9 protein-coding genes and 1 pseudogene are annotated in these 13,041 nt (G+C 45.3%); 8 read left to right on the top strand and 2 right to left on the bottom strand.

Features of this window, described 5'->3' with window-relative positions; translation table 11 throughout:
- On the top strand, positions 1-2,538 hold a 2,538-nt coding region (locus PAT3040_RS13135; protein ID WP_258234963.1), incomplete at its 5' end, for an Ig-like domain-containing protein.
- Here the strand turns inward: PAT3040_RS13135 and PAT3040_RS13130 are convergent.
- Together PAT3040_RS13130 and PAT3040_RS13125 are read right to left on the bottom strand one after the other, a co-directional pair.
- Positions 2,437-2,724, bottom strand: a pseudogene (locus PAT3040_RS13130) (winged helix-turn-helix transcriptional regulator); the annotation flags it as partial. The gene PAT3040_RS13135 and the pseudogene PAT3040_RS13130 sit on opposite strands and share 102 nt — an antisense overlap.
- A 6-nt stretch (positions 2,725-2,730) precedes the next feature.
- Complete coding sequence (locus PAT3040_RS13125; protein ID WP_108993009.1) at positions 2,731-3,201, bottom strand: MarR family winged helix-turn-helix transcriptional regulator; 471 nt, start codon at positions 3,199-3,201, stop codon at positions 2,731-2,733.
- 284 nt (positions 3,202-3,485) lie between these two features.
- Here PAT3040_RS13125 and PAT3040_RS13120 point away from each other — a divergent pair, with 284 nt between their 5' ends.
- The 7 genes from PAT3040_RS13120 to PAT3040_RS13090 all read left to right on the top strand — a co-directional run bounded on the left by PAT3040_RS13120 (position 3,486) and on the right by PAT3040_RS13090 (position 12,966).
- Positions 3,486-3,851: a DoxX family protein gene (locus tag PAT3040_RS13120; RefSeq protein ID WP_087567497.1), complete on the top strand. Its 366-nt coding sequence runs from the start codon at positions 3,486-3,488 to the stop codon at positions 3,849-3,851.
- A 165-nt stretch (positions 3,852-4,016) separates the two neighbouring features.
- Positions 4,017-5,408 (top strand): MFS transporter, encoded by a 1,392-nt coding sequence (locus PAT3040_RS13115; RefSeq protein WP_108993008.1) that lies wholly within the window; start codon positions 4,017-4,019, stop codon positions 5,406-5,408.
- Between the two features lie 2 nt (positions 5,409-5,410).
- Positions 5,411-6,859 carry an MDR family MFS transporter gene (locus PAT3040_RS13110; protein ID WP_108993007.1) on the top strand — a complete coding sequence of 483 codons (1,449 nt, stop codon included), beginning with the start codon at positions 5,411-5,413 and terminating at the stop codon, positions 6,857-6,859.
- Positions 6,860-7,232: 373 nt separating this feature from the next.
- Entirely contained in the window at positions 7,233-8,090 is an 858-nt protein-coding gene (locus PAT3040_RS13105) for an ABC transporter permease (protein WP_306299318.1), read from the top strand.
- A gap of 21 nt (positions 8,091-8,111) precedes the next feature.
- On the top strand, positions 8,112-8,987 hold the full coding sequence (locus PAT3040_RS13100; protein WP_087567493.1) for a carbohydrate ABC transporter permease: 876 nt from the start codon (positions 8,112-8,114) through the stop codon (positions 8,985-8,987).
- 28 nt (positions 8,988-9,015) lie between these two features.
- A complete protein-coding gene (locus tag PAT3040_RS13095; RefSeq protein WP_181376595.1) occupies positions 9,016-10,551 on the top strand; it encodes a type 2 periplasmic-binding domain-containing protein in 1,536 nt (511 codons plus the stop codon).
- Positions 10,552-10,704: 153 nt separating this feature from the next.
- Entirely contained in the window at positions 10,705-12,966 is a 2,262-nt protein-coding gene (locus PAT3040_RS13090) for a helix-turn-helix domain-containing protein (protein WP_108993005.1), read from the top strand.
- Positions 12,967-13,041: the final 75 nt, after the last annotated feature.

Raw genomic sequence — 13,041 nt, 5'->3', positions numbered from 1 at the left:
CCTAGTCGATGGACAGAAGCCAATGACATATGGATGTATGGTTATTGGAGATGGGATTGGTCCGATCAATCTCTGCAAGTGGATTGGATTGATACCGATAAGAAGCAAATAAAGTCAGTACAACCAAGCGCCTTCGGAATCTTGGAAGGTCAACGTTATTACGTATATAATCTCTTAGAGGAAATTGATATGCCCGGCGAGTATTACTTGGATCGAGAAAGCGGCAGCTTATATTTATATCCAAAGGGGCAATTAGAAGAAGCCAGTGTTCAGCTCTCCGTCTTAGAAGAAGATTTAATCCATATTTCGAATGCATCCCATATTTCTTTTGAAGGCATGTATATGGGGACGAGTCGAAAGAATGCTTTTTATATTGAAGATTCATCTCATATCATAATTAATGACATGACTTTAGCACAACTAGGCAATAGAGCGATCATAACCAAAAATAGTAAAAAGTTGCAAATTATAAACAATGATATCTATGACACAGGTGCTGGGGGAATTACCCTTAGCGGCGGTGACCGAATGACATTAACACCTGGTGAGAATGTGGCAGATAACAATCACATCTATAACTTTTCACGAATTGTAAGAACATACACTCCAGCCATTCTAATTGAGGGTGTAGGAAATTCGGCATCCCATAACCTTATTCATGGTGGACCTCATACTGCTCTGGTGTTATACGGAAACGATCATCTTATAGAATATAACGAGTTTTTTAATGTCGTAACAGAGTCAGATGATGCGGGGGCCGTTTATGCAGGAAGGAATTGGACGGAAAGAGGGAATGTTATTCGATATAACTTTTTCCATGATATTGGAGGTCTCGGCGGAAGAGTCGGTGTCAACGCTATCTATTTAGATGATGCCATGAGCAGTGCCGCCACATATGGGAACGTATTTTATGATTTGTATCGCGCTGTTGTTATAGGCGGGGGACGTGATCATTCTATCGAGAATAACCTCATCATAGATGGCGTACAGTCCATTTTCATAGATGATCGCGCATATAGTTTGCCGGATTGGTTCAAACACAGTATGGATCCGGACGGACCCCTGTACACGAGTTTATATGCAGTACCTTTCCAAGAGGAGCCCTGGAGTTCACGCTATCCGGAATTAGCGAGTATTCTTGATGATAACCCGGGCATTCCAGCAGGTAACTCCGTACGGAAAAATGTAATGATTAACTCTGGAGAAATGCAGATTGCCGATATTGTCAAGGAGTATGGCGTTGTTGAAAATAATTTAACTTTAGATGCAGGTCAGGATCCAGGGTTTGTCGATGCCGATAACATGAATTTTAGCCTTAAACCAGAATCTATCGTATTCGACCAAGTAGAGGGTTTTGAGGATATCCCATTTGATAATATCGGTTTATATCAAAACGACAAACGTATCCGTATGCCATCAACAGGATCCTTTAACCTCAGCTCGCCCATACACGGATCGGAAGAAGTAGAACCAACGAAAGTAGAATTTACTTGGGAGCATTCCCAATCTGCCTCCGCTTATCGGTTTGTACTTGCTCTAGATCATGGTTTTGAGCAAGTTGTTCATCATGAAACGGTTAATAACACGAGTATTATCCTGGAAGATCTATCTGAAAAGACAACCTACTATTGGAAGATAGAAGCTCAAGGAAGTTCGCGATTTATCGATAATACATGGAATTCAGAAGGAGTCTTTTCCTTTAAGACGAAAGAGATCTCGCTCGTCAAAGAACCGGTAAGGGGAATTGAGTTGGATCAGAGCAAGGTGTCGCTCGAGATGGGCGAGAGAAGGCAGCTAAACGCAAATGTATTGCCGCAGGAAGCGTCTAATCGGAAGGTTGACTGGGTATCCAGTAACCCTGCGGTCGCAAGCGTAGACAATACGGGTTTAGTCATAGCACATAAGTCCGGATCAGCAGTCATTGCGGCCGTATCTGACGAAAATGAACAAGTGAAGGCTGAAGCAACCGTAACCGTTAAGTCCTGGCCCAAATACTCTACTCAATCGTTGAATAAAGCGTTGAAAGACAAGAAACGCTGGACGGATTCCGACGCGGTCGAGTTCCATAAAGGAAATGTCCGGATCGACGGGGAAGGCGTATTCGGCTACGAAGGACAGAAGTTCGGCAGCAAGTTGCTCCGGTTCAAGACGAAGTTCGGAGCGTTCGACGGAGGTTGGTACGGCTTTGCCCTGCGCTCCGACCGAACCGGTGATCCGACCTGGGTGGGAGGAAACAAAGGTTACCTGCTTGTCATCAAGGAAGACCAAATCGAGTTCCAGACATGGAAGCCGGGGCATAAAATGGTCAGGATCATCCCGAATGATGAGTTCAAAGCCGGAGGCGAATATGAGATTGAGATTGGCGTGATCCGCTCCGCAGGCGGAGAACGCTACATTTTGAAATCGGGCTCTCGTGTCATCCTGAACGAATTGGATTCAGACCCGAGCAACCCGATCGCTGCCGAAGGTTACTTCAACGTTTACAACTATGCCGGAGACGGCAACGCGATTGAGCTGAAGCAGGTGAAAGGCAAATAACACCGTTTCGCAGAGCCGCCCGGATGCAAGTCCCAGGCGGCTTTTTTCATATATCAGGGGGAGAGACTCCGTAATGGAGTACTCGACCGTTGGCGGAACCTGAGGATACACTTTACGCGCGATAATGTCCTCCTCCTCCAGCTGGCGGAGTTGCTGCGTCAACATTTTTTGCGTAATGCCGGGCATATTCAGCTACTCGGAATCTCCGCATGTTTCAGAAACTTCCTTATTACTGATTAGTTGCGATAAAAGGTCAAAAAACTGCTTCTGCTGCTCTGACGAAAGATTTTCCAGCACGTTGTCCGCAATTGTATCCTGGACAGCAAGAACTTTTTCAATATTGGACTGCGCGAGTTCCGTAAGCTGGATCAGCGTGGCACGTCGGTCGGTTGGATCGGGAATGCGAACGAGAAGCTTATCCTGTTCGAGCGCATCAACAAAATCGGTTACGGTGCGTGCTTTAATGCCTAATTTTACAGCTAACTCATTCATGCGAATCTTTCCGGTTTCGGCAACGACGGAGAGCAGACGCAACCTGGGACCTGTCAGTTGATAATTCGTGTTTATCGCTAATAACTGGGATTGGAACTCTCTCTGAATGTAGTTTGCTGATCTCATTAAGATATGGATGACGTCAATCGACTTTGGCTGATCTGAGTTCAATGCACGAACTACCTCCTTGACAGAATCACTATTTTTTTATATTCTCAATTTCGTGAGTATAGTAAATATGTGATTACTCTTAGTGAGTAACCTCTCTATATTATACGCTCATAATGAGTATTAAGCTATAGATCCAGCCATGAGAGTATTTTAATACTGCTGATACTCCCATTCGTAGTCGATCTTTATGATGAAACGAGGTGTTTGCGCGTAAAAATGATATTTATTTTAGTTGTTGGTTAGCGGCAAGGTTTAAATCACATATTAAAAACGGAGGGTTTCACATGGGTATTATAGCGATAGTCTTGCAATCCTTAATGATCTTTGCTTTTTTCTTCTCGGGGGTAGGCAAAATAACGGGAGCCAAAATGCAGGTAGACACCTTCAGGCACTTGGGATTGCCCCAATGGTTTAGAGTTGCAACGGGTTTTATCGCCTTGGCGGGAGTCGTCGGCCTGATTATTGGTTTTTGGAATGAGGGAGTACTCGCGTTAGCGGCATTATGGCTTGCTTGTATTATGCTAGGAGCGGTATTGTTCCATATTCGTTCGAGAGATCCTATTGGTAAAATGATTCCGGCGGCAATGCTCATGATTTTAACTCTGGTTCTCGCAAGTCTCCATTTTTCCGCAATGACAGACCTTTTTTAAACGTTTTGTATTCTTAGTGCGTTCGAAGTAAGTTGGAATATAACTTGACACGCAAGATGATAATGAGTATCCTCAGTATTATATGATGCAGAGGATACTCATTATGAGAACACTTAGTTTAAGTTATGTGAATAATTTACTAGGAATAGAAAAGAGGTTCCGATTATGACGGACGCATCATCGCAAAATGCGGACAAGCTGCTTAAGATTCTTGTTGTCACGTTGATATTTTCGGTTATGAACGGTACGATGTTCAATGTCGCTCTGCCTGAGATAGGCAAGGAGTTCAGTCTCGTTCCTTCGCAAGTCAGTTGGATAATGACAAGTTATATGGTCGTATACGCGGTAGGGTCCATCGTGATGGGGAAATTGGCGGATAAATATCGGCTGAAGGATTTGTTGACGTACGGACTGTTAATTTTCGCTATCGGTTCTTTGATCGGTCTGCTTGCCAATGAGTTTTGGCTTATCATATTGGGGCGCGTGATCCAGGCAGCGGGTGCTTCTGTTCTTCCTGCAACGGCGATGATCATTCCCATCCGATATTTTGCTCCCGAGAAAAGGGGGCGGGCGCTAGGCACTTCCGCGGTTGGGCTGGCGCTTGGCAATGCTTTGGGCCCGGTCGCTGCGGGAGTGATCACCAGCTTTGGAAGCTGGAGACTCATGTTCGTCCTTTCCTTGCTTCCGCTGCTGACGCTTCCTTTCTTTCGGAAGTATTTGGATAATGCGAAAGGGAAAGCGGGAAGTATCGATGTCCTTGGCGGCGGTTTGCTTGCGGTTGCGGTCGCAGTCTTCTTGCTAGCGATTACGCAGATGCAAGTTTGGTTGTTCCTCGGAGGGCTGGTCATGCTGGCCTTATTTATCATCCGGATTCGGAAAGCCGGGGAACCCTTTATTAAACCGGGGCTGTTCCGCAACAAAACCTATTCGATCGGGTTGCTGCTTGCTTTTTTGACGACGGCAATGAGCTTTAGCATGACATTTATGACCCCTCAATTTTTAGCGGCGGTAAACGGTTTGTCCCCTGCTAATATAGGTTTCGTGTTAGTTCCAGCGGCAATTGCTTCGGCCATCATGGGACGCAAGGGCGGCAGGTTGGCCGACGACCGAGGCAATTTCGCGCTTGTATTCGTCGCTTCGGTGTTGTTATTTTTAGCCTTCTTCTTATTATCTACCTTTATCGGGTTATCCGCATATGTCATCGCGATTATTCTGATACTAGGAAACGTGGGTCAGACTTTCATGCAGATCGCGATGTCCAATACGATTTCGCGGACGCTGTCCAAAGAGGAAACAGGCGTAGGCATGGGACTGCTCTCCATGATTAATTTCATCTCTGGCGCGATGGCCATGAGCGTAGTCGGGAAAATGCTCGACAAGGGCACCGCTTCCATGCATTTCAATCCCTTGATTACAAATGAAGCTGCTTATGTGTACAGCAACATATTTATTGTCATGTCCCTGGTGATCATTGCCGTAGTCGTGCTGTATCGTTTTCTGTTTCCCGCGGGTGTTCCCGGGTTGAACAAAAATATGAAGCAAATGAAGAGGGGTTAATTATGAACACTCCAACTTCGACCGCTGCTCCGAATTCTCTGAAGCTTGGGAATGTAAAGAGACTTCCGATCTTAATCTCCTTAATTATTGGGGCGTTCTTTTCTTTATTAAACGAAACGCTGTTGAGCGTTGCATTTCCTCAATTAATGATTGAATTGAATGTGTCTGCTTCGACGTTGCAATGGCTTACGACCGGGTATATGCTGGTTGTTGCCGTTCTGATTCCGGCTTCCGCGTTACTGGTGCAGTGGTTTACGACAAGACAAGTCTTTCTGGGCGCCATGATCGTGTTTACCTTAGGCACTCTCATTAGCGGCATGGCCCCCGGATTTTCGGTTCTTTTGATCGGTCGTTTATTGCAGGCGGGTGGTACGGGATTAATGATGCCTGTCCTGATGAACACGATCCTTTTATTATACCCTCCGGAAAAACGGGGAGCGGCAATGGGGAGTATCGGACTCGTCATCATGTTCGCGCCTGCTATCGGGCCAACGCTTTCGGGTGTCATTCTGGAATCATTGGAGTGGAGATGGTTATTTTATGTCGTTATACCGTTCGCGCTCTTTTCTATCATTTTTGCATTCATATATTTAAAAAATGTCTCTCAGCCTACGAAACCGAAAGTGGATGTTGTATCTATCATTTTATCTACGATAGGATTCGGCGGGATCGTGTATGGATTTAGCAGCTCCGGCGAGGGATGGGACAGCCCGCAGGTTTACGGAGTCATCTTGGTGGGTTTTGCAGCGCTTCTTTTGTTCGTACTTCGTCAATTGAAATTGAAGGATCCGCTACTGGATCTTCGTGCGTTCAAATACCCCTTGTTTACTTTTACAACGATTCTGTTGTGCATTATGATGATGACGATGTTCTCGACGATGTCTCTGCTTCCCTTCCTGTTTCAGGGAGCTCTTGGTCTGACCGTCTATGCTTCGGGACTGATTATGCTGCCGGGCAGTATCTTGAACGGACTTCTTTCCCCGTTAACGGGAAAGGCGTTTGACCGTTTTGGTCCCCGAGCGTTGATTATTCCCGGTGCTGTGATATTAGCGGTCGTGATGTGGTTCTTTACGCAGGTAACGGCGGAAACGTCCAAGATGACGTTTATCATCCTGCATGTCTGTATGATGGTGTCTATCTCCATGATCATGATGCCGGCGCAAACCAATGGTTTGAACCAGCTTCCGCGGCGTTATTATCCTCACGGAACGGCTATTCTCAATACCTTGTCTCAGGTAGCGGGGGCGATCGGAGTCGCGTTTTTTATCAGCATCATGACTGCAGGGCAACGCAGTTATCTGGAGAAATCCTCCGATCCGGCCGCTCCGGTCGAACTAACGGAGGCAATGGTTTCGGGCGTGCAAAATGCATTTCTATTCGGCTTTATTTTCGCCCTTCTTGCGCTTGCCGTGGCGCTCTTTACGAAACGATCGCAACCTCCAACGGAATAGGGATTAAGAACAGAATATCAGGGAGACACCTTATCAGGTGTCTTTTTTGCGTTGTCGGGATACGTAGAGCAAACAATTTGCAAGCGATCATTTCTTTACCTCAGCCCCTCTTCGTATGTAAAAAAATGATCGTAAAGATGCCCAAGGCCTGATGTGTCAATGACTTTTCGCACATGCAGCCTGTGTCGAATATTCAATCTTTTAGTTGGATTTTGTTCTGATATATTTAGCCTTAGCGTTGCGGACAGCTTAGAAGGGGGGGAGTCAAATCGCAAGTTTAGAAACGTTTGATCAGCATGTACCAACAAGTCAGACATCAAAACGTTCATCTGTTCTTTGGAAACGGATCATTCGTTACCGATGGATGTACCTCATGGCTTTGCCCGGTTTTCTGTTTTTCCTGATTATGAAGTATTTGCCGATGTGGGGAATTTTGTTGGCTTTTCAAGACTACAATCCGTTCAAAGGCTTTTGGGAAAGCGAATGGGTAGGCTTTGAAAATTTCAAAACATTTTTTACCTATGGGGATTTTTGGCCTTTGCTTCGAAATACGTTGACCATCAGTATTTTGAATCTGATTTTCTTTTTTCCAGCTCCTATCGTTTTGGCCTTAATGTTAAATGAGGTGCGGGCGGAAGCTTTCAAGAGAATCACGCAGACCATTATTTATTTGCCGCATTTCTTATCTTGGGTTATCGTAGTGAGCTTTACCTTCTTGTTCTTTTCCTTCGATATCGGGTTTCTGAATAAGGCATTAAATTTTATGGGGTTTGCGGAAATATCTATTTTGTCGGAGCCGCGATACTTTTACGGTTTGCTGGTCGGGCAAAATGTTTGGAAGGAAGTGGGTTGGGGAACGATTATTTTTCTTGCGGCGATCGCGGGAGTGGACCAACAATTGTACGAGGCGGCAACCGTTGACGGGGCCGGAAGATTACGCAAAATATGGCATGTGACATTGCCGGCCATCCGATCTACGATCGTAATTCTGATGATCTTGAAATTGGGGGACATGCTCGACGTCGGGTTTGAACAAATTCTGTTAATGTTGAACCCTATGGTGCAGAATGTCGGGGAAGTATTCGACACCTATGTATACCAGCAGGGCATTCTTAGCGGAAACTTTAGTTATAGTATAGCGGTCGGACTGTTCAAGTCGGTGGCCGGACTTATTCTTGTGGTAGGAGGCAACTATCTTGCCAAAAAAGCCGGCGAAGATGGATTGTATTAATAATCGAAGGAGGAAGGAGCGATGACAAAGGGAAAACTCCAATTCGGAGATGTCGTAAACTATATCGTTTTGACTCTAATTTCATTAACGATGTTATTTCCGTTTTTTTATGTATTCTCGGTGTCATTAACGGATCCGGATACCTATGTTCAGGGAGAATTTCTATTAATACCTAAAGACTTTTCCCTGGATGCTTATAAATTTGTTCTAGGGACGGGCCAACTGTGGAACTCGCTCCAGTCCACGGTGTTTATTACCGTGGTTGGTACGGTATTAAATCTGTTTTTTACGATGACCTTCGCCTACGTGCTGACCAAAAACGGCATGCCGGGGTGGAAGTTCTTCACTTACATGGTGCTGCTGATTCTGTTTTTTAACGCAGGATTAGTTCCAAGTTATCTGTTAATCAAAGAGCTTGGCCTGATGAATTCTTTGTGGGCCTTGATCTTGCCGGGATTAACGAATCCATGGGCTTTGTTTGTAGTCAGGTCGTTCTATAAAAGCATTCCCGGAAGTCTGGAAGAAGCGGCCTATATCGATGGCGCTAACGATCTGCAAATCTTCCAAAAAGTCATATTGCCATTGTCAAAGCCAATAATGGCAGCATTTTCATTGTTTTTTGCAGTCGGCCTATGGAATACTTATCTTTCGGGTATTTTCTACATCCAGGATCCGCAAAAATGGCCTCTGCAGGTATTTCTATCACAGATGATCATTGAGTCGAATACGAGTATGGGTTCATCGATTAATTTCGATGAGTTTAACCGGGTTCCGCCTCCTTCCGAGACGATCAAGATGGCCTCTCTTGTGTTAGTTATGCTTCCTATATTGGTTGTGTACCCATTTTTACAGAAACATTTTGCTAAGGGCGTATTGCTCGGTTCGGTTAAGGGATAAATAATTATATAATAGGGGAGTTATGACCATGAACGTTAGAAAAAAAACGGCGATAATCATATCGGCAATGCTTGTATTTTTAACAGCTTGCGCAGGCAACAATTCAAATAACGGAGCGCCTGCGGGCAGTCCTGCCGCCAATGGCACTGAAACGAATACGCCTGCGAATGAGGAAGCGACATCCATCAGCATGCTGACAGGAGTCTGGGGCCAGCCTCCGGCTGATATCAAGAACAGCTCCATATTCAAAAAGCTGCAAGAAGAAACAAACACGGTACTGGATATTCAGGTTGTTCCGGTATCCAACTACGATCAGAATCTCAATCTGGTTATGGCTGCGAACGGCCTCCCGGATCTTGTGCATGCATTCAACAGCAAGGCGCCTACTTTGGTAAAAGCGATAAATCAAGGGGCTTTCCACGATTTGAGCGAGTTCGACTTGAGCGCCTACCCTAATATGACGGAAATTCCGGAGTTGATCTGGAACAATTCGAAGATTAACGGCAAAATTTATGGCATTCCAAGTCCCGTTGGGTTAAATGCCGACGGTTTCATGGTGAGAAAAGACTGGCTGGACAAGCTTAATCTGAAAGCTCCGACAACATTAGAGGAGTTAAGAGAAGTGTTGATCGCCTTCCGCGAGAAGGATCCAGACGGCAATGGCAAAAAAGACACTTACGGATTAGTCGGGAGAGGCCTGTCCCTGCTTGGGGCATTTGGCGTCCATGAGCCGCAATTTGAAGATGATATGATGTTGTTGAACTGGATGACGGATAACTATAAGGAATACTTGGCGTATATGAATGATCTGTATGCCAACGAAGTAATGCCGAAAGAGTACTTCCTGATGAAAAACAGCGACATGAAAAATATGCTTGTCCAAGGACTTGGCGGCATGTACAGCACTCCTCTGCATGCAGCAGGCGAATATACGGTAGACATTCAGAAAAAACTTCCTGAAGCCAGCTTCACGAACCTGAGTCCGATCCAGGGACCGGGAGGTTATACGGGCCAACAAAAGCTGGGCTACTATGGCATGTGGTTAATCCCGTCCAGCGTGGATAAGAAGAAGGTTCCGCAAATTCTGGCTTACTTGGACAAAACCGCTTCGGAGGAAATCAACAATCTGATCAATTATGGAATCCAAGGCGTTCATTACGACAGCATAGAGGGCCAGAAAGTAAACGATACGGAAGCCCAGGTCAAGCTGCGCGACGAAGAGGCGGGACAAGGCACGATCGTGTTCCTTAACAAATACAGACCGTACAATGACGTTACCAAAAACGGTTTCACGATTGACGGCCTTGAAGAAGAGTTAATTAAAAGTATCGATGAGCACATTGAGCTTACTTCCGCTAGCCTGTTCGACACGCTGATCTCCGAAACGTATTCGGACCGTTATGCGGACGTATTTAAGGATTTGGATGCTACAATCGTTAAAGTGACGACCGGCGAAGCCAGCATGGAAGATTGGGATAAATACGTGGCGCAATTGAAGGCAAATCCAACGGTTCAGCAAATGATGAAAGAATTTAAAGCGCAATATGATCTTATGAACGGCTAGATGACATCATAATGGAGGCCTGGGGGATTCTCCCGGGCTTCCTGTCTATGCAAAAAAACGACTTTACTGGCTTGCTATATGAGGCGGTTTTTAACCCGCACCTCGTCCTGCAAGACTTAAACGTCTGCCGGATGAAGGGAAGGTGGGGGAAAGATGATTCGCTTATTAAAGCAACTGCTGAAAAAACGGCGTTCCAAACAATATTTTTACAGGCTGATTGGTTATGGACTTGTATCTGTCGTGGTGCCTATTATTCTTATTTCCTCCATTAGCTATAACATAACGATCAACAATATGGAGAAACAAAATTATCAAGCCCGGATGAATATGCTGGGGCAGCTGCAATCACGGGTAGACGAACGATTGGAAGCGGCAAGGAAAGCGTTGTATTCTCTGGTGTTTGATGCGGATCTTGTCAGGGCAGCCCAAACGAACAGCAGCTCGTTAAGCTCCCAGCAAATGATGGACGCGCAAGAAAAGCTGGCTCTGCTCAATCAATCCATTGAAGGCAGTTATGGCGTGTCGTTTTATTTCGTCGACAGCAAAGCGGTGTTGTTTAACGACAGGTATATAACGATGCTGGATCAGGAGTGGATCTCCGATTATCCAAAGCACGGACCGATTGGCGAGTGGCATTACCAGACAAACGCTAATTTTCGCGTCGTTTCCTATACCATCGCGCTGCCAGCTTTCTCCAAGACGCCCCGGGCTTATTTGACTGTGCATATGAATCACAATGCATTTGCCGATATTTTAAGGGATATTGATTTTATTGAAATGGGCGACTTGTACTTTTTGGATACCGAGCTTCAGCCTATTTTAAGTAGAAAACAGGGGAACATCGATGGGAGTCAAGCAGCGAAGGGACTCGAATGGATCAAAGGGAATGAGCGGCAATTCGACATTTGGAAGGACAAGCCGTCCAATCTAACCGCGCTTTATATTCAATCGGAGAAGACCGGCTATTATACGGCTCTATTGATTCCCCTAAATGCTCAGGCTGGATTTGTAGCCGAGATTATTTGGGTAACCATCTTGATCAGCCTCTTGGCCATTGTGACGGGCGGAGTCATCATCTACATCAATTCGAGAAGGCTGTATGCCCCTATTTATCAATGGTTGAAAGCTGAAAATTACGCTCTGGAGGGCCAGATCGACAACAAGGACGAATGGTCTTGGCTGCGTGCCAGATGGCAATTACTCAAAGAGGATTTGCAGATAAACGAACCGGTACTGAGAAGATCGTTTTTGTCTGCTTTATTGGCCGGCTATTACTCCGAATCGGAAAAAGATTTGCCTGATTTGTTAAAACGGCACAAAATTCCCCATGATCAAAAATGTGTTGCCTTTATTATCGATGCCGGGGATTATCTGTTATACAAAAGCTTTAAAGTGGAAGATGAAGCTTTGGTTCACGCGGCGATGTCTAATATTTTCGAGGACTTTATCCGCCATTATCATCTGGAAGGCGATTCGTTTAGAAGATCCGAGGTCAATCAAACGATCTTCATCTTGTATTATCCGCGAGATCTAAGCGATGCGCAGGCGGAGCAGGTAACCAAGCAGATTACGCAGGCGCTGATTATGTCGATCAAGACGTATCTGAAATTCCGGGCTACCTTAGGTTTAGGAAGACTCAGGCATTCCGTGTTCGAGCTAAGGGACTCCTATTTAGAAGCGATAGAAGCCTTGCAGTATCGCATCATCCGAGAGGATGAACAAATTTTGGATATAAATGATGTGATAAAAGTGAAGGATCGGTTCGAATATCCCTTTGATACAAGCAAAAAAATCGTGAAGGAGCTCCGGAGCGCGAATCAGTCGGAGGTGGAAAGCAGCTTCAACGAGTTCGTGGAAATCATCCGACTAAAAACGTATTCGGATCAAACCTACCGGCAAATCTTCCTGATGCTCTATGACGCCATGATTCAAGGGTTGAACTACTTCTCTTACGAAGCGGTTAACGAGCTGCTCAACAAAAACGGCTATGAAAAAATACTCAAAGCACAGTCCTTTACAGAGATCGAACAATGGTTTAAGCAAGAATGGATTATCTCCTGCTTCCTGCTGATCGAACGGGAGAATGAAAGTAAAGGAACGCAAATCATCGAATCGGCCAAACAATATATCGCGATGACTCTTGACCAAGATCATTCTTTAAATCTCGTAGCGGAGCAAGTGAACTTGAATCCTTCTTACTTCAGCAGGTTATTCCGCAAAGAAACGGGCCAAAATTTCTTGCAATATGTGGCTTCTATCAAGATAGATGAAGCGAAGAAGCAGCTCGAACAGACGGATGATCCGATCTACAATATTGCGGAGAAGGTGGGGTATACGGAACAGACCTTCCGAAGAGTGTTCAAGAGTCAGACGGGAATGTCGCCGAATGAATATCGAAAGAGCTTGCGGTCGTAGAACCTTAGTCAGGTATACAAACAGAAGAGGTGTGGAGCGTTATGGAAATTTCCTTATCGGCCATGGAGTGGCAGG

The organism is Paenibacillus agaridevorans, assembly GCF_003112455.1.
In the GTDB taxonomy this organism is placed as follows: domain Bacteria; phylum Bacillota; class Bacilli; order Paenibacillales; family Paenibacillaceae; genus Pristimantibacillus; species Pristimantibacillus agaridevorans.
This window is presented reverse-complemented; position numbering and strand designations above follow the sequence as displayed.